Below are 22,547 nucleotides of genomic sequence, written 5' to 3'. Positions count from 1 at the left end.
GGTGATGAAGCGGACCAACACCTTCGAGGTGGTTCCTCAGTCCGACGCGGACGAGGAGTTGCTTCGACGCCTGTTGGACGCTTCTGCCGCTCTCTGGAACGAAATCAACTACGAGCGCCGCGAACACTACGCCGACCCCGACGCGGACGTGTGGGAAATCAGCGAGTATCGCGGGCGCTACGGCGGCACGCTCGGGGCTTCGACCGTTCAGCAAATCGAACGGAAGAACCGCGAAGCATGGCGGTCGTTCTTCGCGCTCCAGAAGAAGGGCGAAGCAAACGGTAAGCCCGGATACTGGGGCAACGCCGAGGACGGCCGCGAACTCCGAACGTACATTCGGAACACGTCGTACTCTATCGAGTGGGGCGAATACTCCCGGCTCGAAATCCTTGTCGGCCAAGACCTGAAAGAGGAGTACGGTCTTGGATACCGCGAGAGGCTTCGGCTCGAAGTCCGGGGCGAACCCAACTGGAAAGAGTACGACAAGCAAGGCCGGTTGGGGTTGTTCTGGGACGAGACTGCACAGACGTTCAGGGCCTTTCAGCCAGTCACGGTAGACAATTCTCGGCTGGCACACCCACTGGCGGACGAAACCGCCGCTCTGGATATTGGTGCAAACAACCTCGTCGCCTGTTCGACTTCGACCGGCACGCAACTGCTGTACGAGGGACGCGACCTGTTCGAGCGGTTCCGCGAGACGACGCGAGAAATCGCCCGTCTGCAATCCAAACTCCGCGAGGGGCGGTACTCCTCAAACCGGATACGCTCGTTGTACCGACGTCGGACGCGCCGACGCGACCACGCCCAAGACGCACTCGCACGTGACCTCATAGAACGGTTGCACGACGAAGGCGTCTCGACGGTGTACGTCGGGGCACTCACAGACGTACTCGACACGCATTGGTCGGTCGAAGCGAACGCGAAGACGCACAACTTTTGGGCGTTCCGGCAGTTCATCGACCGCCTCGCGTGTACTGCCGAGGAGTTCGGTATGGCGGTCGAAGTCCGGTCGGAAGCATGGACTTCCCAAGAGTGCCCGAACTGCGGTTCGACCGACCGGACGACGCGCCACCGCGACACGCTGACGTGCCCGTGCGGTTTCGAGGGCCACGCAGACCTCACAGCGTCCGAAACGTTCCTGAGACGTCATCAGAACTCAGAACGTTCTGATTGGCGAACGAGACACGGTGTGTCTCGTCAACGGCAGACCGACGTAGCACGGCCGATGGCACGGCCCGTGCGCCTCAAGTGGAACGACCACGACTGGTCAGAGTCACCACGCTCTTGTTCCAACGAGGAGCGCACGAACCCGCAAGTTGCCTCCGTGGGTCGGTAAGCGATACCCCCAGCGCGAGGAAACCCCGGCGTTCGCGCCGGGGAGGATGTCATTTCCAACAGAAGGCGATTTCGCTGGCCGGCGGCGACAGTCGTCGCGCGGTCATCGGCGGCGTCGCGGCCGTCGCTGTGTTGTTCGCCGTCTTCCACCTGCCTCGGTGGTTCATCGCCTCGGGCCACGGCGTCAGCGCCGCGCTCGGCACGCGACTGTTCGGGCTGCTTCTGGCCGGACTCGTCTACGGCGGTGTCTACGCGTTCACGGGGAATCTCTGGGTGGTCGCGCTGTTCCACGCGACGATGAACCAACCGCCGTTCATCGTGACCGTCGATATCCCCGCCGAACTGCACCTCGTCGCCGGCGTGGTCGAATACGCGGGGATTCTTGCCGTCGTGGTGCTCGCAGTTCGGCTGACCGGCATCGGTGAGGGCATCCCCGTGTGGGCCCGCGAGTAGCACTAATATCTCGATACCAACCGGTACAGCCGATAGCTGCTGGATTCTCTCCCTCGGTCTGAGCATAGAGGTCCGTACTGCGTTCCCTTTTCTATCGACTGCTGTCCGCCGGAAACGCCGTGGTCGTCGTCTCACAGACCCTCCGACTGCGCTCCGATTTGGGCCGAAATACGTCGCGTTCCAAACTCGACAATTGTGTGAACTCATTGAACATTCATAACAATTAACCAGTATCGAGTTGACAATAGTTTGTGGTGCGTTGACATGGCGAACCCGAAGCATTACGTCGTGATGGAAGGCCTCGGTGCCGGAAAATCCGACTACACGATTCAGGCGACTGGCGACATCGAAAAAGTAGGCGGCAGGCTCGGTGGACTGCCCGTCACCACGGGCCCGGGAGACCAAGTGTCCGGGAGTACGGCGAACGGAACCGTCTGGGGGAAGTCAGACGGCTTCCGAATCTACGGCGGAATCAAGTCCATCAGCCTCGAAAACCCCGACCACGTTCAGGTCCACACAGGAGCCATCGCCGGCGGTCCGGACGACGACCACGGCGACCTGTGTGAGGTTGTCGTCCGCGCGGAGAAAGTCGAGTTCATCAGCGGGCAAGGTCCGGGTGAAGGCGCGCTCGAACTGGAGATCGAACACGACATCCGCGGCGGGCAGTCCGAACACACGTCGCTCAGGCTCCCAACGGGGGCGACGCGAAACATCGGCGTGGCGATTGACAACTTCAAGGTCCCCCGAAGTGGGTCGGAACCGAAGACAATCGTGACGAAAATCACGGAGCGAGAGCCGCCAAGGGACTGGTTCACCGGGGCACCGGACGAGGGGAGCGAGCCGGTCGATATCACGCTCGCGTGCGATAACCCACAGCAGGTGACCAACACGGTCCCCATCGACTCCGACCGCGGGAACCCCGGCAAGGTGAAGGTGTACTACACCATCGACGACCTCGACGACTGAGGGGGCCCGTCCCCCATCCGGTCGTCCCGCGAGCAGCAACCATTATGATGCGGTGCGGTCACGTTCCCCTCACGAATGGACTCGCTTCGCGACACGCCGCGTTCGCTCTCGGAGTCGTCGCCTATCGACGTCTTGCACGTCGATGACGACCCCGAGTTCTCGGCGCTCGTCGCGGCGGCGCTGGAACGCGAGCGCGAGCACATCACCGTCCATACCGAGACGGACCCACGGGTCGCGGTCGACCGGGTTCGGCGCGACGACCCGACGTTCGACTGCGTCGTCTGCGACTACGATATGCCCGACCTCGACGGCCTCGACGTGCTGGCGAGCGTCCGCGACGAGTATCCGGAGCTCCCAGTTATCCTCTTTTCCGGAATCGCTCGCGAGGAGATTGTGGACGAGGCGCTCGACGCGGGCGTGACGGATTATCTTCAGAAGGGCGACGACACCACCCAGTACCGACTGCTCGCCAACCGCATCGAGAACGCTGTCGAGCGCGTTCGGGCCTCACGGGACAGCGACCGCGGACTGGCGGCCATCGAGAACGCGACCGACGCCGTCTGTATCCTCGGCGACGACGGTGTTATCGAGTACGCCAACGCGGCCTGTACTGAGCTGTTCGGCTACGAGCGCGCGGAACTCCTCGGTCGTCACTGGGAGGCGTTCTATCCCGACGACGACGGACAGGCGGTCTCCGATTCGGTACTCCCCGAAGCGCGCGAGGGGCAGTCGTCGGGGCAGTCGTCGCTCGTGCGGAAGGACGGCGACCTCGTCGACGTGGAGCACACGCTCACGGACGCAGCCGACGGGTCGCTCATCTGGACGCTGTCGCGAGTGTCGCGGAGCGACGAGTTCGAAACGCAACTGTCGCGTCGGGAGCGAGCGATTGACGAGGCACCGATCGGCGTCGTCCTCACCGACCCCTCCCAAGCCGACAACCCCATCGTCTACGCCAACGACGAGTTCACCGACCTCACCGGATACAGTCGTGACGAAGCCATCGGGCGAAACTGTCGATTCCTGCAGGGCGAAGCGACGGACGAGGCGGCCGTCGCCGAACTCCGGGCGGCAATCAACGAACGCGAACCCGTAACGACCGAGCTCCTGAACTACCGCAAGGACGGCACCGAATTCTGGAATCGCGTTCGCGTCGCCCCCATCTTCGACGACGACGGAGCTGTCGACCTCTTCGTTGGCTTCCAAGACGACGTGACGACGCGGAAATGCTACGAGAACCTCCTGCGGTCGAGCACAGCCCGTCTCGAAGCGCTGTTCGAGAATTCCCCGGACCTCATCGCGATTCACGACGTCAACGGGAACATCCAAGAGGTCAACCAGCGGATGTGCGAGGAGTTGGGCTACAGCGAGACTGAACTCATCGGAAAGACGGTTTGGGACCTCGACCCCACGTCCGACCCGGACCGCGCGAGGTCGTTCTGGGCGGACCTGCCGAGAAACGAGCCACACCGCTTCGAGGGCGAACTCAAACGACGCGACGGGACGACGTTCCCCATCGAGGTGCACCTCATCCGGCTCAACGTCGACGGCGAGGATTTGTTCGTCGCGATGGACCGTGACATCAGCGAACAAAAGGAGCGCGAGACTGAGCTCGTCACCCAGAACGAACGGCTCGACCGCTTTGCGAGCGTCGTGAGCCACGACCTCCGCAACCCACTTCAGGTTGCCATGGGCCGCCTCGAGTTGCTCCAAGACGACTGTGACAGCGACCACATCGACGATATCGACCGCGCGCTGGCACGCATGGACGACCTCATCAGCGACCTGCTCGTGCTCGCCCACCACGGCGACGACGCCATGGAGGTCGAACCGGTCGGGCTGGCCGATCTCGCGCGGGCGTGCTGGCAGAACGTCGTCACCGACGGTGCGACGCTGACCGTCGAGACCGACGCCGTCGTTGACGCCGACCGCGACCAACTCCAGCAACTCCTCGAAAACCTGTTTCGGAATTCGGTCGAACACGGCTCCGGCGACGGCGACGTGACCGTCACCATCCGCGAGACCCCCGACGGCTTTTCGGTCGAAGACGACGGGCCGGGCATCCCCGAGGACGACCGCGACACCGTGTTCGAAGCCGGCTACACCACGTCTTCCGAGGGTACCGGCTTCGGCCTGAACATCGTTTCGCAGGTCGCGGCCGCACACGGCTGGGAAGTGCGGGTCTCGGAGGGCACCGACGGCGGGGCGCGGTTCGAGTTCCGCGTCGACTGAGTCTTAGGCGTCGCCGGCGTCGAGGTCGAACTGCTCGTTTTCGGAGACCGCGTTGAGGACGACACTCGTGTTCGACTCGCGAATCGGTGCTTCGTTCAGAAGCGCCTTGATCTGGCGGTTCATGTCGTCTGTGTTCTTGAACTTGCCAACCGCGAGGACGTCGTAATCGCCGGTGACCTCGTACACAGAGACCATCTGCGGCTCGTTTGCGAGTAGGTCGGTGACATCCGTGAGCGCGCTCCCCTCGACTTTGAGGTGCATGACCGCGGTCACGTCGTAGCCGAGCGCGTCGTAATCGAGACGCGGCGTGTAGCCCTCGATGATACCCTCGTCTTCGAGGTCTCGCAGGTGGTTCGAGACGGTCGTCACCGAGACGTCGAGTTCTTCGGCGAGGCTCCGGAGACTGCGCCGCCCGTCCTCCAAGAGCGCATTGATGAGGTCTGAATCCAGGTTTTCGTAGGTCATATGCGGCACATTTGCAGTTGATTGTGATTAACCTCTCGGTCGAAGTTGACAATGTCGAGAAACGATTGATGGGTCATCGTCAGTCGTGCGACGGGGGCAGACGGCGTCGGCGCATCACGTTCACTTGAGGCCGAGAATCCACTCGCACTTCCCGCAGGGCGTCTTGCCCGTTCGCTTGGCCTCGGCGCGAGTAACCTCGACGAACCGGCCGTCGCTGTGGCCGCCGCAGACGATTTCGCCGTCTTCGTCGAGTTCGTGATACGCGTAGCCGCCGGTGTACGCGCCGTTGGGGGTCGTTGCGACGCGGTCGTCGTCGTCGCGGGTGTCCTGCGCAGCGAGTTCGGTTCGCTGCTCGCTCGTGGGTTTCTGGTCGATGTGCTCTCGCGTCGGCATCCGTGCAGACACACTCGCCCGGCCGCATATGTTTATTTCGGCCCCGACATGACGTGAGGAATCATCATGGATGTCGGCGGCGGCGCGCGATGGGTCCTTGCCACTCGAGTGCGTCGAACTCGTGCGGACTTCGTTCGATGATTACACAAGTGTCCGGCTTGACGAGACGCCTACGTCTCGTTCGCTCACGAGGGCACCGCGCTCGTGAACGCTGTCTCTCTCCCTTCAGTCGCTCCGATCGCAGCTTAAGCAAGTTCCCTCGCGCCTCAATTCAAGTGAAGGTCTTTACCGGAGTGGGGCGATGTCCCCGAGAGATGAGCCGGACGCTCGAACTCTCTGGGACGTGGCTCAGCTATCTGCTGTCTGCGTTCCAGTTGACCGCGCTCGCGTTGGCCCTCGTGTTCGTCGTGCCCAGACTCGAGTACCCCGTCAACATCTTCTTGGGCGGGCTGTTCGCCGTGGTCGTCCTCGCGTCGGTGGTCGCGCTGTGGCGACGCGCGGCCGGTCAGGACGGGGGTCGTCAGCTCGGAACCGCAGAAGACATCACCTATGACCCGTTTGCCGACCCCGGGCAGGCCGCCCGCGATAGCTGGGAGAAGGCCGTTCGGCGGCTCCCTGGGTCCGACGACGACGAGTGAGCCACAGTCCTCGGTGCCGCTGTAGCCGTGTTCATGGGGTCACGCCATCTCGGGAACGGGGAAATCGAACAGTTCCGCTCGAAGCTGTTCGGGGGAGTCGGTCTTCCCCCACTGAATGAGTTTCCCCACCAGTTCGGGGTCGGAGAAGTCGACGTGTCGCGCCCGCTCGTCGCCCCAGTCGTAGACGTGCTTCGGGAGCCAGTCCGCTCGCCGCAGTTCCGCGAACAGCAGACCGGCGGCCTCGTCAACGCCCGCGTCGCCCGCCCGATAGGCGTCCAGTATCTCGCCCATCCGTCGGTGTATCTGGGTTTTCTGCGGGACGAACGGCGCGCCATCGCCCGGCGAGGGTTCCGCGAGGAGCGAGTCGAACTCGGCGGGCTGTCCCGACGCGAGGTAGTTGAAACAATGCCGCTGGATGTACAGGTCGTGAAACAGGACCTGTCCCAGCCACATCTGCGTCCACGCGTTCCACAGTCGGAAGTCGCCCATCGACTTGTACGCGTTGCTGATGATTCGGTCGTTGGTCGCGAGTTGACGGCGGTGCATCTCGTCGATGGGCGCAAAGCGCGCCGCCGAGAACTCGCCGTCTTCGAACGCGTCCAGCAGCAGGTTGGTCGACACGAAGACGGATTCGAGGGTGTTCACGAGCCCGACCGCGTAGAGGGGGTCGACGAAGCCGTACGTGTTGTTGGTCAGGTAGTGTCGGTGCCCCGCGGACTGACTGGCGGTCCGTTGCAGTCTCCCGGTTCGAGTCCACGGTCGCACCGTCGTCGCCGACGCGAGGTGGCGTTCGATATCGGGGAAGTCGGCGATGATTCGTCGAGCCTCTCGCTCGGCGCTGACCGACTCGTCTGTGGGGTACTGCGTTCGGTCGAGTACCAACCCGATACTCGCTTTGTTCGTCTCGGAGCGCTCGAAGTTGTCGAAGGGAATCACCCACATCCAGCCCCCGTCGAACACGTGGTGGAGCGTCCCGTCGTGGAGGCGGTTGGACTGTCCGGGGCGGGCAGATTCGTCGAGTATCTCGTCGAACGGAGCGAGCCCTTCGACGTGCGTGAAGATGGCGCGCGAATCCGTCTCCAACTCCGGGGCGTCCTCGCGATACCCCATCTCGTCGGCGAGGACGGAGTTCCCGCCGGTCCCGTCGACGTAGAACGCCGCCTCGATACGACCACAGTCGGTCGCCACCGACACCTCGTCTTGACCGATGTCCACGCCGGTGATTTCGGTCTCGTCGAGGTATGCCACGCCGTAGCGCCGGGCGGCCTCGACCAGATAGTGGTCGACCTCCGAACGCAGCAGATGGCTCTCGCTGTAGAACGGCAGGCTCGGCGGAATCAACTGGTGACTGTGGTCCGCCGCGACCGGGCGGTCGGGTTCGTGGTACGCAAAGCCGATGGAGTGTTTGATGCCGCACGACGGCGTGACGTTGTCGACGATGTCGTTCGTGTCGCTGAGGTACTGAATTTCCGGGATGCCGTGGTACTCCCCGAGAATCCACATCCACATCGAACTCTGCGGGAGCATCGCCTCGCCGACGGCGAACCGTGGATGCGACCCGGCTTCGAGCATTACCACGTCGAGGCCGCGTTTCCCCAGAATCATCGCGGTGAGCGACGCCGCCATCCCGGAGCCGCCGACGATGACGTCGTAGGAGTCCGTCGGCGACGACTCACCGGCGGCCCGGTCATCGCGTCGTCCGTGCTGTCGGTTCCCGGTTGCGTCGGTCGAACCTGTCCCGTTCATGTTCCGTTTGACGGATAGGTCACGATTATAGTCATCCCCTGAGATGGCGTCTCAGGACGTGAGACACTACTTAGGTCGAAAACAGGTTCGCCTCCGTGTCTCCGCGTCGGTCACCGATACTCGGGACTCATCTCGGTCACGTCGAGCCGGTCCGAATCGCGCTTGTAGCGCCGATAGAGGTCTACGGCCCACTCGCGCGCCTCGGGGTCGTCGGTCGTGACGGAGGCGACGGGCAGCGACGTCTCGTCGTCGAAGCCGCCGACGATGACCACGTCGTCGATGATGCCCATCGTGAACGGCAGTCCGGAGTGGGTGTACAGGGCGGGCGCTTCGGCCGACGCGATGGTATCGAACGCGTTCTTCGAGGCGTTTCGGTCCGCTTCGAGCGCCAGCGGCGTGCAGATTGCCTCGAAGTCCACGTCGTTTCGGGCGTGCTCGATGCCCCGTTCCGTAACCTTCGGTGGACACCCGGCGACGACCAGACTCCGAGAGCGGTCGAACGACGCAAAGTGTTCGAGCCACGGCTCGATGGGCGCGTTCGGGTGCTGTGGCGTGGCGACATGGAGGTCGGCGTCGGCGAACAGGTGGACGTGGCGCGTGAACTCCGGCGCAGAAATCTGGGCGAGCAGGGGTTCTAACCGGTCGGCCGCCGCGATTGAGCGCTCGAATCGAGAGACGGCGTCGGCCACGGCACAGCCGGCCCCCGTCGTCTGGTAGCCCGCCGCCGTCTGTTCGAGCAACTGCTCGTCCGTGAGCGCGGACGTCCACCGATAGGCCGTGGCACGCGAGATATCGAGTTCGTCTTGGAGCGTCGACCTATCGAGCGGTTCGTCTCGGGTCGCATCCAACAGCGGGGCCTGGTCCAGCAACTGGTGTGGGTCCCGTCCGTGAGGAGTCATGTTCTCGGAACGACCCTTCGAACCGTAAGTGTACCTCCAGCCATGGCCCCGGAGGTTGTCGCCCTCGCTGACGTCGCTTTCGAACACGTCACCGAATCCGGTCGTGAATCTCGAGAACACCGAGCGACCACACGAGCGCGCCGGCCAGTCCGGGAAACGCCGATGCGTTCCCCAAGAGGCCGAGCCACTCCCCGTACAGGACCCCCGCGTTGAGGCCGAGGAAGAAGCCGTCGAACGACGCGAGGGTTTTCGCAGGGACTCCCGCGTAGCGTTCGAGGACGACGAGCCCACACAGGAGGACGAGCGTCCCGGCGAGGAGTGCCCCGCCGATGTGCGCGAACGAGGCCTGCCGGCCCACCGTCGACTCGACGTACCAAAACGGGCCGAAGGGCGCACCGAGAGCGACAGCGATGAGGGCGTACGTCCCGAGCCGTTTGCTCGTCTCGCCGAGTGTGTGGGTGTCGGCCATTCCGTACTCGTGTGTCGAGTTGGGTGGGGAAATACGTCGGTCCTTTGCCGTGGATCTGTTACTGGAGTCCCCGGCCGGCTGGGTCACCGAGCAGTCCCTCGCTCCGTACCAGGATGTACAGCAAGACGGGGCCGGCGACGAGGAACAGCAAACACAGCAGGCCGATGAGTCCCTTGAGTATCGACTGGACGGGAACCATGTTTCCCGTCTGCAGTCCGAGTCGGAAAAACCCACTCCCGTGGTTGGGATGGGTCTACACCCGTACATTCTCCCGCAACAACGTGTCCTCTGTGGCCGTCGTCGCGTCGACTCCAATTCGGCCGGCAATCGTAGCCAGATTCGGGCCCTATCGACGAACCCCCATTTCAGGTCGAACGGCCCGAAACGAGCGTGCAGACGGCGACAGACGAGTATGTGTGGACTGTCGTCGACGCATGTCGCGGCCGCGTGTAGACGCCAATTTGGTCCCGATTCCCGCTCGCGAAATCGGGCGGTACACCCCACTTTCGAGCGGGTGTACCGGAAAATCGACGATTTTCGACCCTGCCTGAGCGACGACAATCGGCCGTCGAGACGGCATTTGCACGGGGAGAATGTGGACGAAAAACGCGTCTCTGAGCGGGTGTGAGGCGCTGCAGGCCGGAGTCGGGTAGGTCGACGAGTGCCACACAGCCGGCGTCGATGGCACCCCGAACGCGTCAGAAATCGACGCGAATCGAGTACACCCTTGCGGAGAATCGGCGTCCATGTACACCCCTGAATGTCGGGGGTGTAGCGCGTCTGTCCCGGTTCACCTACGCTGCCAGGGGTGTAGAATCGACCCGTATTTTCGGCAGGGGTGTATCGAAGCGGTCGGGTCGGTGGCGTCGGCTCGGCCGTGGACGACTGGTCGTTGGGCGTGTCCGCTTTCAGTTCACACTCGTGTTGGATTCTCCACACGAATTGGATGCGTCGGGCTGGCGCAGGGGCGACGTCGCTTTGGCGTGCGTCCGCGCCTGCGTGTCCAAGGCACACCGGTCACGAATATCGGTCACAAGTCGGGCGAGCGACGCCAAGCGGACCAGTCACGAGTCGGCCGTCCCCGGTGGCCCGACCTCGTGCCCAGTCCGGTGTTACGTCAGCGCCCGCCGAACGCTCACCGTGTCCACCTCGACGACCACTTCGTTCGTCCGGAGCCACGGCGGCGTGAAGGGCGCGTCGTAGCGCAAGAGGCGAGGCTCACCCGTCGGTTCGATGCCTGCTTGGGCCAGCGTCGTCCGGAGGGTTCGTTCTTTCAGCGAGACACGGAACCTCGGAGCCCACCACGAAAACCGGAGGGCGGCCAGCGTCCGCGGCGGGTCGACGACGAGTTTCACGTCGTCGTTCGTTGGCTCCGGCGCGGTCTCCGGCGTGTACGTTGCAGGGAGGAAAAACGACATCGTCGCGCCGTCTTCCCGAGTTGTCTCGACGGGGGCGGTCATCGAGATCGACTCGCCCGTCTCGCTGGCCCCGTCGCCGGCGGCGTCTCCGGCGGCCCTCGTGTCCGTACCCGTTTCGACGGGTGTGGTCATCGAGACGGACGTGCTGCCTTCGTTCGCCCCGTCGATGTAGTTGAACAGGCGGAAAAACGCCTCTCGACCGTTGGACGCGGTAGTCCGGACGCGAATCGTCTCCGGGTATCGCCGGAGTTCGACGCCATCGATACGCTCGACCGTCTTGTAGGGGACCCGTTCAGTACCGTGATTTTTCACGCGGTCGAGGGCCGTCCAGGCCGTCGCAGCGGCCAGCCCTACACCGATGATGCCGACGCTCAGTTTCGCTTTCGTCTTCCAATCCATATCGTGCGTAGGCGACGCGACTGCAAAAGCCGACTTGTGTGACAGCGGGGGCATGCTCGCCCGCGACGCCGCCTTTCCCGTGCGGGGTTTCAGCGTCGTCAGTGACTGTGAACTCCTCTCTCGTCGATTTCAGGCGTGAACGCGGTCGAGACGGGTGAAAAACAGAATGAAGTCGTGGGGTACCCCGTGTCTCGAATACTTGCGGCCTGACGCCTTGCACCGATACAAAAAACCGGAGTTCGTGTGTTTTGTTTGCTTTTGGAGCAGGGACTAGCTACCCTGAAACTACCTCGTGAGCGCGTGTACGAGTGATTCTGTGCTTCGAAGCATACGAAACGTCCTCTCGTTTGCAGGCACTCGTCGGCTTCTCACCACAACGCACCCTGCCGCCGGATAGTACGATTCGTTTGTGTTTTCCCCGACTGCGTCGGCTTCGGTCGGTCGTCAAGTCTCCACGTCAACGTTGCAAGAACAGATGAAGTCGTGGGGGTGGTGGGCCGTGAACGCCGCTTGGCGTGGCACGCGACTCGCAGTTGCGGCCCGGTTCCCAACGGTCACTATCGAGGTATGCAGTATTACGTTGATATTTCGCCGGTCTAAAACAAATGCCCTACCCACTATTGCCCACGGCGTAGATCTAGTGACTCGCAACTCTCATACGAATTTATTTCAATCATTATACAAACTTGGTGGATTCGTCAATGCCGTCGCTGAACGTCGTTAGTCTCCCGTTTCGAGTTCCGACACCTGCTCTAACAGTCGTTCGAGCTGTGGGGATGGCCGATACCGGACACAGCCGCTTCGCCTGTCGTGTTCGATGACGCCCGCGTTGACGAGTTTCGGCAGCGAGACGTGGTGCAGACACCGTTCGACTCGCGCCCGGTCGTCGTCACCCGCCCGCTCGACGAGCGACTGGACGAGCCGGTCGACAGCGACTGTCGTTTCGTCGACGTCACGGAGGTAGTACAGGACGTGACGACGACGCTCTTTTGCGATGACCCCGCACAGCTCTCCGAGGCGATCCGATTCTTGCTGCGACGACGGCACATCGAAGGTTGACATCTATCGGTTGTTCGCCCGAGGACGCAATCACTCTCCTGCCTGAGCCTCCCGGGTGTTTATCTATGACCATCACATTTTATCATCTAGTGAGGGATGCTACCAATGCTCATAGCAGAATTCACGATCGACCATCCGATTTTGCTCACGCCGTTACGGGAGATCCCCGACATCGAGGTCGAGTGGGAAGAGACGTATCGGGGTCCAGACGATCGGACGCAGATGCTTTTTTCGGTGCGGAGCGACGACTTCGCGGCGGTCGAGGCGGCGCTCGCTGACGACCCCGCAGTAACGAATCCAACCGTCTTAGACGATACGGGTGACCGCCGGTTCTACCGGGTGGACTTCACTCCGGTCGGAGACGAGACGAATCTCATGCCCGAGTTCATCTCGGTCGGGGGCGTCCTTCAGCGTGCGGTCGGGACCAACAACGGCTGGCGGTGTCACGCCCAGTTCCCGAGTCGAGACGCGTTCAGACACATCATGCAGTTCTGTCGTGACCACGAGATCGACATCTCGGTCAAGCGACTCTACGAGGAGACGTACCAAGACGGACCCAGCGTGTCGCTGACGGAGGCGCAACGAGAGCTGTTGGTTGTCGCATCCGAGTGTGGGTATCTGGAGATTCCTCGGACGTGTTCGCTGGCCGACCTGGGAGACCAGCTTGATATCTCAGACAGTTCCGCCTCCGAACGGTTTCGCAGAGGTGTGAGGCAACTCGTGCAACAGACGGTCGTCAACGAGTCGGCGTCTGCACAGGGTTGAGGTGATTTTTCAAGGCGAGAACCCCACCCGTCACTTGCCAGCGAGTTTGTCTTCGAGTGGAGGCGCACCCTGTCAGTGTGCGCTCCCGTCAGGGACGCTGAACCTGAATGGCGATTTCCACGCCTACTCCATTACGGAGTCAGAAGGAGAGTCCACTGACAAGTCCACGACTGAAGTCGTGGGTAACTGACAGTAGTTTACTCGTATACCATCCTATCGACCCGAGCAGTACCAACATGCGCATCCAGCCCGTCTATCCGAATCTGTTTTGATAAACCGGGTGAAAAACTTCGGAGCTTTTGCTCGTCGAGCACGAATCAGAACTGTGGAGTACGAAATCGGGCCGGACGAATCGGTCAGCACGGCGGTCGTACGCGCGGTGAGCGCTGTTGAAGGCTGTGAACCATGCGCTCTCCGACCGCTGGCGGATGTCATCGATCCGGCTGCGTTAGATTCGTTGTTCGGCCCGCAATACGACGGAACGCCTCGGACGGGCGGCCGCCTCTCGTTCGTGTACGACGAGTGTTGCATCACGATCGACAATGGCGAGTATCTCACGCTCCAGTTGCTCGAGGACCGGTTCGGCGACGAACGCGATCAAGAACCTGCTGACAGTTGCGTCCGGTAACGGAGTCGACGCTCGACGCTCGGCGCTCGTCGCGAGATCACTTGGGGTCGCGGACGGTCAACAACCCCTGTGCCATGAGTCGTCGGGCGATTACGACCAGTCCATTCCCGAATCCTTCGCCGAATATCGCTTGTTCGTCCTTGGTGTCGGGCATGAGTGAACTCACGAGAATGGTCGAGCGGTCGATCAGAAGGAGCCGGCCGATCGCCGTCTCGTTTTCAGTCGCGTCTTCGCCCTGCAACCACTCGAGGCCAGAGATGAACGTCGTGGCGTCGGGAACGGCCGTTTTGATCTGGTCTTGAAGTGACTCCGTCAACGCGCCGATGAGAAGGTCGACTCCGTTCCCAACGTCGTTGAGGCTGGAAACGAGATCCTCCGTCAAGAGTGATTCGTCGCCGATGACGAGAACGACCTCTTCGGATGCGTCCTCGATGAGTTGGTCCGTCCGGTTTTTGATCGCGTCCTGCCCGGACATCGCCCATACCTGCTGGACGGGGGTTTCGTCGTCTTGTTCGACCATTTCGACCGTGTCCAGCGCATCGTGGAGTCGCTCAACGCGGCCTTCGTACTGGTCACGGAGCGTTTCGGTCGCCTCGTCGAGTGGAACCGCCCGAAACTGCTGCGGGCTCGAATGCTGTATCTCGACGAGGCCCTGTGCCTCCAACACTCGGATCGCATCGTACACCCGCGTTCGGGGAACCTCCGCCATCTCACTCAATCGCTTTGCCGTTCCCGTGTGGAGGCGGGACAAGCCGACGAAGCATCGCGCCTCGTATTCTTTCAACCCGAGTTGCTGGAGGACCTCGATTGCTTCCTCCAAACTATCGTTCATATTCATGTGTCCCAACCTCACGGGGAGTTCCCGTGATTCTCTGAAGAGTTCGCCCCCGACACGGATAGGTATTGTCACTCCCCACATGACGGCAAGTGCGGGTGAGACCTGATCTGGGCATGATAATCTCCTACTCTGCTGTACAAGAGAGCACCGTAGAATCTGTTGTGATAATTCTAGTTACACTGGATATAGTGGGAGTTCACCGTATAGCAGTACAGATAATCGAGAGATTGAATAGTCACCCGTTTAATCACAAAAAGGATATACCGGGTGGGAACTAACCCTTTCATCGGCACGCAGTCTAGTTCTGTGTCCCAACCACCGTACTGTTGCGTGTCGGCTCGGCCACTCTTCGTGGCCTATTTCACAATGACCCACAGCCACCAGATCCATGAGCAGTGATCCAGTCGACAATCCCCAGGCCATCGCAATCGAGCAACTCGAACGGTTCGGGTTGAGTGCCTACGCTGCACGGACGTTCGTCGCGCTCGCGAGCCTCGGCACGGGGACGGCCAGAGACGTCAGCCAGGTGTCGGAGGTGCCGCGGACTCGCGTGTACGACGCCATCGACGAGTTACACGACCGGGGACTCGTCGACGTCCTCCAGTCGTCGCCCAAGCAATTCTGGGCGACCTCCGCCGAAACCGCGAGTCGGACGTTCGAACACGAGCTACAGCACCGCACGGACCTCCTTCGGACGGCGCTGAGTGAACTCGAACCCATCGAACGACGGGTCGAGCAGCACGGCGTCTGGACGGTCGAGGGGCAGCCGGCAGTCACGGAACGGGTCCTGGATTTCTTCGCCAGCGCCGACGACGAAATCGTCTACATGACCGTCGAAGAGCTGCTTACCGAGGACCTGATCGAGGGGTTAGGCGAGGCCGCAGAGCGGGGCGTTTCGATCAAGCTCGCCGGGGTTTCGACGGAGGTCCAGAAACGCATCCAAGACGAGATCCCCGGCGCGAGGATGTTCGAGTCGCTGTGGGTCTGGTCGGACACGTCGGCGGGACGGGTCATGATGATCGACGGACAGAAAACACTCGTGAGCGCACTCGTCAACGGCGCGGACGCGAGCCCGTCCGATCCGCGGTCGGAGACCGCCATCTGGGGGGAGGGTGACACGAACAGTCTGGTCGTGGTGCTGAGAGCGATCTTCACCTGGCGGCTCGACACAGCCCTGTCGGAGTAGCGGGGCTCCTGTCGACTGTCCATTCTGGAGGTATTCGTCGTCCCGGGTGTCGAACTCCACTGGGAGACAGCCGATAGTGTGGGCGAACAGCAAGCCAGTAACCCACGACTGAAGTCGTGGGCTTGTCAGTGAACTCCCCTTCTACCGTCGAGTCGACGGAGGCGTGGAAATCGCCATTCAGGTTCAGCGTCCCTGACGGGAGCGCACACTGACAGGGTGCGCCTCCACTCGAAGACGTCTGCCCCGAGTGGAGTCTCTTGAGTAGTTTCCGAGCGATGTTCTTACTCGCGTTGTAGTCCGCGTTCAGTTCGTACTCACACTTCTGACACACGAACTGGTGCTTCGACCGCCGATTTGATTCATGCGTAAACCCACATGACGAACACCGTTGAGACGTGTACGCAGGACTCACCTGCTCAACCGAGATGCCGTCTATTTCTGCTTTATATTCGACGTACTGGAACAGGCGTCGGAATGCCCATGCGTGGAATCGCTTTGCACCAGCCATCCGATCACGAATATCGGTCAGGTTCTCAAAGGCGATATGCGTACAGTCGTGGTCGCGGGCTTCTACGAGAATCTGGTTAGATGCTCGGTGGAGTTCGTCCTGCATCCAGCGGTGTTCGCGGTCGTTCATCGACTGAATCGACAAGTGTGCCGACCGCGTTCCCGCTTGTTGCATCGACCCGCGAGTCTTCTCAAACTCTCGGCGTCGATGACTCATCTTGTCGGCGTTCCCGATGAACGCGCCTGTCGAGGTTACAGCGAGCGAGTTGTCCACGTTCAGGTCAACACCAAGGACTGTTCTGTGCTTGGCGTCTTCAGAAGAAGTCGTAGACTGCTCTTGCTCGTCTATGGTTCGGCGCATCCGTGCGTGGAGATAGAACTCCGACGTAGAGCGGTCGTACTGCAACGTTGACATCCGGAACTCGTAGTCCTCGTTCAGCAGATACTCGCCAATCGGCGTTCCCTCAGTTTCGCTGGGAATCACGTAGTCGCACTCAACGCGACCATTTACTGTCGAGAGCGAAACGTGGTCGCGGTGGAACGTCGCAGAGCGTTTGTCGTAGACGACGCTCCACGCTTTGAAGTACGGTTGACTGGTGTTGTCACCTTTCTTGAGTCGGGCGACACCGCTTTTTGTGGCCTCGATAGCGCGTCGAATCCCTTTCTGTACGAGGTTTGCCGTCAACTCCGTCTCGTTGCGGAGTCGTTCGTAGAGGACGTTCTCGGCTTTCTGTTTCGAGGTCACACAGTAGTCGTTCGGGTATCTCCACGCCCACTCTGCGGTGGTGTTCGCACAGTGAAGGAACTGAGTTTTGGTCTGATGGAGGTCGTCGCACCGCTCGTTGGGTACGTCGAGTTTGACTTTGACGGTGCGAATCACCTTCATCGTTAATTCACATATTAGATAGGTTCTTTATAAGCTATATGATTGGCGTGGGGGAGTCGGATTGCTATCGCTCGTGGTTTGTATTGTCGGATTCCTCCCACGGCTTCAGCCGTGGGCTTCCTCCTTGCATCTCTGTGAAACGAGAGTCCGTGCTGAATGCCACGCCCTTCAGAGCATGGTCGCTCACTCGTCGAGATATGGTTTCTCGATCTGTTGGTCGCCCCCAATGAGTGTCGTCAGCCATCGCGTGATGATATCGAACAACGCCACAAGTGGCCCCAGTGCGCGTTCGACGTACGAAATTGGGCGGGCGACACGGAGGCTCCACGACTCTGCGTGGCCGAGGCCGTAGGATTTCGGCACGATTTCTCCGAAGACGAGGATGAGCACACTCACCGAGAGTGTGGCGACCACGACGGTGAACCCGGGCGGGATGAACCGTGCAACCAGCAGTGTGACGATGCTGGTGATGGCGATGTTGACGAGGTTGTTGCCGACCAGCAGCGTGACGAGCAGTCGGTGTGGGTTCGAGCGGAGTTGTTGGAGTGTGCGGCTGTCTTTTGTACTGTCTTCGGTCGCGGTCTCCATCCAGTCATCCGGGAGCGAAAAGATCGCTGACTCGCTGCTGGAAAAGAACGCACTCAGCAACAACAGAAGCACGACAGCGACGAGTGATGGTCCCAAAATCGAGTATGTATTCATACCAGACTCGTACGCCGGCAGGGGTATGAATATCGGTGGTTGGCGTGGAGTTGTTGGCACTGTTCGGTTGGCTGGACGGCGACGACGCGATTTCGTCGTGCTGTCGGTACCGAAGGGGGACTGGGCCGGTATCGGAAGTCCGTCTCGTCACACTCGGAGGACGTCAACAGAGCAAAGTAGTGTGGCAACACACTAGGTTTTTCACCAAGCGATTCTAGTGGTCAGTCATGAGTAGTGACCCGGTAGACGCTGAAAGCAAGGTGTCTGGAAACCAGGCGAATATTCCGGCACGGATTCGTCGAGAACTGGGGATCGACGATGGCGACCAACTTCGCTGGCATCTCGAAGACGACGGAAGTATTCGAGTTCGCGTCGTCCAACAACGGAGTGGGACGTTTGCGGATTTCGATGGCTATGATGGCGACGAAGAAACGGACGCCACCGAGAACCATGACGCGTGGGGCGTCGGGTCAGAGTAAATGCCGCGAGCGCTAATCGATACGAGCGTTTTGTTTGCTGCTGCGTATCGTCGAGACGGGATGCACACCGAAGCACGGCCCATTCTCCAGGGCATCGACGATGCGTCACTTCCGGAAGCAGTCGTTCTCGATTACGTACTAGCCGAGACACTCAATGGGTTAACGACACACGCCGGACACGATGCGGCCGTCGATTTCTTAGATCGACTCGAAGAAAACGCACGGTTCCATATTGCGTCGGTGAACTCCGATGCGACTGCGACCGCAAAAGCGCTCTTCAGACGCCACCGTCAACTCTCGTTCGTCGACGCGTGTATTGTTGCGTATATGCAGGCCCATGGACTGGGATATCTCTATGCGTTTGACGATGATTTTGACGCTCTAGACGATGTCTACCGACTCGAGACGGCGACAGACCCATACTCTCCGGACTGACTACTCCGTTAGTTGGATTACCAGTCGTTCGATTCGAGTTTCATCGACAGCCTCCACTTGAATGATGTACCCGTCCATATCGATCTGATCGCCAACGACAGGAACCCTGCCGAGGCGACTGAAGACCAGTCCACCGATCGTCTCGACGTCGTCGCTCTCGAATCGGGTGTCGAGTCGATCGTTCACGTCCTGAATCGGGACCCCTCCGTCGACGACGTACGCGCCGTCGTCTCGCTTCTCGATAGACGGCTCCTGGGCGGCGGTATCGAACTCGTCTTGGATGTCACCCACGATCTCTTCGAGGATATCTTCGATGGTCACAATCCCCTCGAAGACGCCCCACTCGTCGACGACGACGGCCATCTGGCCTTCCCCACGCGTCTGAAAGTCGGCGAGAATCGTGTCGATCCGTCGCGTTTCCGGGATGGTGAGGACTGGCCGGGCAAGGTCTCGCGCGGTCACCGATTCATCTAACTCCGTTTCGGTTTCACTCACTCGCAGGATGTCTTTTGCGTGAACGAATCCGAGCGGCTGGTCGCCATTCTCGTCGAGCACGAGATAGCGCGTGTAGGTTCCCGTCGCGACAACTGACCGGAGGTCCGGAAACGACATCGAGGCGGGGATGGTCTCGACGTCCGGACGTGGAGTCATGATCTCGCGAGCGATCGTGTCGCCGAGTTCGAAGACGCTCTCTATCATTTCGACCTCGTCGACGTCGATGTGGCCCGTCTCTTCGGACCGCGTGAGAATCATCCGAATTTCCTCTTCAGTATGGGTTTCTTCGCTTTCGGATGCCGGTGAGACGCCCGCGAGGCGGGTGAAGTAGTTGGCAGTCCCGTTGAAGACGATAATGCCAGGCACGAACACGTAGTAGAAGAACTTCATGAGCGGGGCGACGAGGAGCGCGATACGCGGGGCCTCTTGAATCGCGAACGTCTTCGGCGCGAGTTCGCCGAATACCACGTGGAGGAACGTGATGAACCCGAATCCGAGAACGAACGCGACGAGATGGACCGACCCCGCGGGAAGCACCCGGCCGAGGACGGGTTCGATGAGTGCCGCCACGGCCGGTTCGCCAATCCAGCCGAGACCGAGCGAGGAGAGCGTGATCCCAAGTTGACTGACCGCCAGATAGTCGTCCAGATTCTGAATGACGTCCTGTACGAGTGCTGCCCCCGGTTTGCCGCGTTCGACGAGCGTGTTCACCTGCGTGGGCCGGACTTTGACGAACGCGAACTCCGCAGCCACGAAGACGCCGTTCATGATGACGAGAAAGAACGCGAGAAGCAGTCCGCCGAGAGAGAACAAATCCACCATACTCAGTTACGGGTGTAGGGACACTTATCACATCCCCCTCGGCGTTCACACCGAGGGGTATCACTTACGGACCCACGGGGGCAACGTACGGGTTCGTATGCTTCTCGTTGGGACGGAGAGAGCGTGGTGACCCAGCCACAGCAGTCGGACTCATCCAGACACCAAGACGACGAACGCTCACGGCGGAGCGCCGCGAGCGATCTCAGGTCGTCGTATAGAACAATCGCTGGACGTCGACGATGTTGAACACCCCGTTTCCGGTGACATCGAAGCGCTCGCTTTGCTCGGTGACCGCCTCGCTGTCTCGATGGGTGAAAAGCGCCTGGACGTCGGTGACGGTCACAGTGCCGTCGCCGTTGACGTCTTCGTACACGCCGTCACCATCGGGGTCGGTCGGAGGCGATTCGAAATCTCCGACCGGGTCGACTGTCGGCGCAGTCGACTCGTCGCCGACCGTGAGGCTGCGGTCGAGCGTTGCCTGGGTCCCCGTGTCGTCACTCGCCGACACATCCAGTGTGTACTCGCCAGCGGCCGTGTCGATATACCGCGTCGTATAGGCGTGCGTCGACCCGTTTTGTGTCTTCGAGAACGCATCGAGCGTAATCGTCTCCTGGTAGACGGTCGAGGAACTCGCGAGGACGGCTTCGAGCGAGTCGAGCGACTCGTTCGCCGTGACCGTGAGGACGAGGTCACCGTCAACCAGTTCGGTCGTCGCGTTGAGACCGAGCGGCGTGGGCTCGTCAGTCTCCGTGCTCACGGGATACTCGTCGCCACGCACCCCGACGAGGTCCGGATACGCACCCGAAGCGACCTGCCACGTTTCGTCGAAGTCCAGCGCAGTCAGGTTCGTCGTCGCCGCCTCGCCCGTCATCTCGGCGGTCGAGAGCCCGACGCTTCCGTTACCCGCCGCCGCAGCGGTCGCTTGCCCGGACGTCTGTTCGTTCCAATACGACCCCGTGACCGAACTGCCGTAGTAGAGGCCGCCGACGAGTCCGCCGACGGTTTCCTCGCCGGTCACGTTCGCTGTCGCGTACGAGTTCGCAACAACCCCGCTTTCGTAGTTACTCGACCCGACGAGCCCGCCGACGTAGTTCGTGCCGGACACGCGCCCGTGGGCGTGCGTCGCCGTGATATTCCCCGAGTTGTACCCCACGAGCCCGCCAGTCGCGACGCTGGTGTCGTCGGTCGTCCCGACGACGGTCGCGTTCACCGCCGCGCGTTCGATCGTCCCGGGATTCTGTGCGGCGATGCCACCGACGTACGTGCCACCGGTGATACGCCCTGAGACGACCACATCGCTGACGGTTCCCTCGTTTTCACCAACGAGTCCGCCTGCGCTCCCGGGGCTCTCTACTGTGACAGTTGCATGCACGTCTTCGACCGTCCCGCCGTCGGTGGACGCTACCACGCCGGCGACGGTCCCGCTACCCGACACCGACCCGGTGATGGTTACCTCGCGGACGACAGTGTCTGTTGCCGACCCGACGAGGGCGGCCGTCGTGAAGTCGCCAGTGATGGTGGCGTCGGTCAGTCGGAGATTCGTTATCGAACTCTCCGAGGCGTAGCCGACGAGCGCGACGCCACTCGTCGACGGCCGGTCAATCGTCAGCCCCTCGATGGTATGGTTTTCACCGTCAATCGTGCCCGTGAACGGCGTCCCGAACGTCCCGACAGGTTCGAAGCCAGAGCCGTTGTTCCACGTCGCCGTCTCGGTCGCATCGATGTCCGAGTCAAGTACGTAGTGGGCATCGAGGTCGTCGCGTATCGCGGCTAGCCCAGAGGCGTTGGTGATGACGTACGGGTTCACTTCGGTCCCGTTTCCGCTCTGTATTGCGAATGTCTCTGTCGATTCGAGGGCTGGTTGTCTCGTGGGCTGTTCTTCGTGGTCGACTGTCGTCGCGCCTGCAATCGGTGCGGTGGCCATGAGGCCGCACAACAAGAGTGCAACCGTGCTCTGTGTGAGTTTGTGTCCCATTATCGGATTAGCGTCGTGTCTGTTGGTCCCGTGTTCGACAACTCCCTTCGTCGCGGCACCGTACGCGTTCGTACTCGCTGTGAACCGGCTGCCCCGACCTCACCGGTTGTTGATACGTTTTGTATATGTAAAGTTGTGGGACACCACAGGGTCTGGGTGGTTGTTGCGTGGTGTGGCAGTTGTAGGGCTGTGAGACCTTCAGTTGGTCGAGCTGGTTGTCTCCGGTGTTTCCAGTGCGCTGCCACGAACGCTGGTCTCGGTAAACGACGTCGCCGCGCTCGAAGACCGGTTTCGGCCGCTACTGGATCGGCCGAACATATATTGAGCTAGTCAACAATTACCCAACAATGACTGAGGGCC

At 61.3% G+C, this 22,547-nt stretch carries 23 protein-coding genes and 1 pseudogene; 11 read left to right on the top strand and 13 right to left on the bottom strand.

Annotation, left to right across the window (positions count from 1 at the left end):
• Positions 1–4: 4 nt before the first annotated feature.
• From C5B91_RS09310 to C5B91_RS09295, 4 genes are all read left to right on the top strand, one after another.
• Positions 5–1,336, top strand: a complete 1,332-nt coding sequence (locus C5B91_RS09310) for an IS200/IS605 family transposase (RefSeq protein WP_049967556.1) — start codon at positions 5–7, stop codon at positions 1,334–1,336.
• Positions 1,249–1,788: a CPBP family intramembrane glutamic endopeptidase gene (locus C5B91_RS22970; RefSeq protein ID WP_255409907.1), complete on the top strand. Its 540-nt coding sequence runs from the start codon at positions 1,249–1,251 to the stop codon at positions 1,786–1,788. The genes C5B91_RS09310 and C5B91_RS22970 overlap by 88 nt, the downstream gene beginning before the upstream one ends.
• Before the next feature lie 264 nt (positions 1,789–2,052).
• Positions 2,053–2,754: a hypothetical protein gene (locus C5B91_RS09300; RefSeq protein WP_008095969.1), complete on the top strand. Its 702-nt coding sequence runs from the start codon at positions 2,053–2,055 to the stop codon at positions 2,752–2,754.
• 75 nt (positions 2,755–2,829) lie between these two features.
• Entirely contained in the window at positions 2,830–4,983 is a 2,154-nt protein-coding gene (locus C5B91_RS09295; protein WP_115819625.1) for a PAS domain S-box protein, read from the top strand.
• Positions 4,984–4,986: 3 nt separating this feature from the next.
• Here C5B91_RS09295 and lrp read toward each other — a convergent pair whose 3' ends face one another.
• Entirely contained in the window at positions 4,987–5,448 is a 462-nt protein-coding gene (gene lrp / locus C5B91_RS09290; RefSeq protein WP_008095972.1) for an HTH-type transcriptional regulator Lrp, read from the bottom strand.
• A 120-nt stretch (positions 5,449–5,568) separates the two neighbouring features.
• Positions 5,569–5,841 carry a hypothetical protein gene (locus C5B91_RS09285; protein ID WP_008095973.1) on the bottom strand — a complete coding sequence of 91 codons (273 nt, stop codon included), beginning with the start codon at positions 5,839–5,841 and terminating at the stop codon, positions 5,569–5,571.
• A gap of 314 nt (positions 5,842–6,155) precedes the next feature.
• On the opposite strand from C5B91_RS09285, the gene C5B91_RS09280 reads away from it, so the two are divergent.
• Entirely contained in the window at positions 6,156–6,479 is a 324-nt protein-coding gene (locus C5B91_RS09280) for a hypothetical protein (protein ID WP_008095974.1), read from the top strand.
• A gap of 39 nt (positions 6,480–6,518) precedes the next feature.
• On the opposite strand, the gene C5B91_RS09275 is transcribed toward C5B91_RS09280, so the two are convergent.
• From C5B91_RS09275 to C5B91_RS09255, 6 genes are all read right to left on the bottom strand, one after another.
• Positions 6,519–8,225, bottom strand: a complete 1,707-nt coding sequence (locus tag C5B91_RS09275; RefSeq protein WP_115819626.1) for an NAD(P)/FAD-dependent oxidoreductase — start codon at positions 8,223–8,225, stop codon at positions 6,519–6,521.
• A gap of 110 nt (positions 8,226–8,335) precedes the next feature.
• Positions 8,336–9,124, bottom strand: a complete 789-nt coding sequence (locus C5B91_RS09270) for a winged helix-turn-helix domain-containing protein (RefSeq protein WP_233514234.1) — start codon at positions 9,122–9,124, stop codon at positions 8,336–8,338.
• Positions 9,125–9,212: 88 nt separating this feature from the next.
• Positions 9,213–9,593, bottom strand: a complete 381-nt coding sequence (locus C5B91_RS09265; protein WP_115819627.1) for a hypothetical protein — start codon at positions 9,591–9,593, stop codon at positions 9,213–9,215.
• A 58-nt stretch (positions 9,594–9,651) separates the two neighbouring features.
• The gene (locus C5B91_RS22085) at positions 9,652–9,792 is read right to left on the bottom strand and encodes a hypothetical protein (RefSeq protein WP_158544182.1); all 141 of its coding nucleotides are present in this window, start codon (positions 9,790–9,792) and stop codon (positions 9,652–9,654) included.
• Between the two features lie 913 nt (positions 9,793–10,705).
• Positions 10,706–11,410 carry a heme-binding protein gene (locus C5B91_RS09260; RefSeq protein ID WP_115819628.1) on the bottom strand — a complete coding sequence of 235 codons (705 nt, stop codon included), beginning with the start codon at positions 11,408–11,410 and terminating at the stop codon, positions 10,706–10,708.
• Between the two features lie 720 nt (positions 11,411–12,130).
• Positions 12,131–12,472 (bottom strand): hypothetical protein, encoded by a 342-nt coding sequence (locus C5B91_RS09255; RefSeq protein ID WP_115819629.1) that lies wholly within the window; start codon positions 12,470–12,472, stop codon positions 12,131–12,133.
• 102 nt (positions 12,473–12,574) lie between these two features.
• Between C5B91_RS09255 and C5B91_RS09250 the strand changes: the two genes are divergently transcribed.
• From C5B91_RS09250 to C5B91_RS09240, 3 genes and pseudogenes are all read left to right on the top strand, one after another.
• Positions 12,575–13,234, top strand: a complete 660-nt coding sequence (locus C5B91_RS09250) for a bacterio-opsin activator domain-containing protein (RefSeq protein WP_049967548.1) — start codon at positions 12,575–12,577, stop codon at positions 13,232–13,234.
• A gap of 49 nt (positions 13,235–13,283) precedes the next feature.
• Positions 13,284–13,424, top strand: a pseudogene (locus C5B91_RS22645) (RNA-guided endonuclease TnpB family protein); the annotation flags it as partial.
• Between the two features lie 135 nt (positions 13,425–13,559).
• Positions 13,560–13,862, top strand: a complete 303-nt coding sequence (locus C5B91_RS09240) for a HalOD1 output domain-containing protein (RefSeq protein ID WP_008095999.1) — start codon at positions 13,560–13,562, stop codon at positions 13,860–13,862.
• 37 nt (positions 13,863–13,899) lie between these two features.
• Here the strand turns inward: C5B91_RS09240 and C5B91_RS09235 are convergent, their stop codons facing one another.
• Positions 13,900–14,700 carry a TrmB family transcriptional regulator gene (locus C5B91_RS09235; RefSeq protein ID WP_049913626.1) on the bottom strand — a complete coding sequence of 267 codons (801 nt, stop codon included), beginning with the start codon at positions 14,698–14,700 and terminating at the stop codon, positions 13,900–13,902.
• Between the two features lie 388 nt (positions 14,701–15,088).
• Here C5B91_RS09235 and C5B91_RS09230 point away from each other — a divergent pair, with 388 nt between their 5' ends.
• Complete coding sequence (locus tag C5B91_RS09230) at positions 15,089–15,886, top strand: TrmB family transcriptional regulator (protein WP_049967547.1); 798 nt, start codon at positions 15,089–15,091, stop codon at positions 15,884–15,886.
• Here C5B91_RS09230 and C5B91_RS09225 read toward each other — a convergent pair.
• Together C5B91_RS09225 and C5B91_RS09220 are read right to left on the bottom strand one after the other, a co-directional pair.
• Positions 15,852–17,279 carry a transposase gene (locus C5B91_RS09225; RefSeq protein ID WP_233514235.1) on the bottom strand — a complete coding sequence of 476 codons (1,428 nt, stop codon included), beginning with the start codon at positions 17,277–17,279 and terminating at the stop codon, positions 15,852–15,854. The genes C5B91_RS09230 and C5B91_RS09225 overlap by 35 nt on opposite strands.
• A gap of 183 nt (positions 17,280–17,462) precedes the next feature.
• Positions 17,463–17,981 (bottom strand): CNNM domain-containing protein, encoded by a 519-nt coding sequence (locus C5B91_RS09220; protein WP_049913635.1) that lies wholly within the window; start codon positions 17,979–17,981, stop codon positions 17,463–17,465.
• 227 nt (positions 17,982–18,208) lie between these two features.
• Between C5B91_RS09220 and C5B91_RS09215 the strand changes: the two genes are divergently transcribed.
• Both C5B91_RS09215 and C5B91_RS09210 read left to right on the top strand, forming a co-directional pair.
• Complete coding sequence (locus C5B91_RS09215) at positions 18,209–18,460, top strand: AbrB/MazE/SpoVT family DNA-binding domain-containing protein (protein ID WP_081909167.1); 252 nt, start codon at positions 18,209–18,211, stop codon at positions 18,458–18,460.
• Positions 18,461–18,895, top strand: coding sequence for a PIN domain-containing protein (locus C5B91_RS09210; protein WP_049967541.1), 435 nt, complete (start codon positions 18,461–18,463; stop codon positions 18,893–18,895). It begins immediately after the preceding gene.
• Here the strand turns inward: C5B91_RS09210 and C5B91_RS09205 are convergent, their stop codons facing one another.
• Positions 18,896–20,212 carry a hemolysin family protein gene (locus C5B91_RS09205; RefSeq protein WP_049967540.1) on the bottom strand — a complete coding sequence of 439 codons (1,317 nt, stop codon included), beginning with the start codon at positions 20,210–20,212 and terminating at the stop codon, positions 18,896–18,898.
• A 202-nt stretch (positions 20,213–20,414) separates the two neighbouring features.
• The gene (locus C5B91_RS09200; protein WP_115819630.1) at positions 20,415–22,187 is read right to left on the bottom strand and encodes a dockerin type I domain-containing protein; all 1,773 of its coding nucleotides are present in this window, start codon (positions 22,185–22,187) and stop codon (positions 20,415–20,417) included.
• Between the last annotated feature and the right edge of the window lie 360 nt (positions 22,188–22,547).

Origin of the sequence: Haloferax sp. Atlit-10N (genome assembly GCF_003586325.1) — an archaeon.
GTDB lineage: Archaea > Halobacteriota > Halobacteria > Halobacteriales > Haloferacaceae > Haloferax > Haloferax prahovense.
Note: the sequence above shows the minus strand (reverse complement) of the source record. Positions and strands in the feature narration are given on the sequence as shown.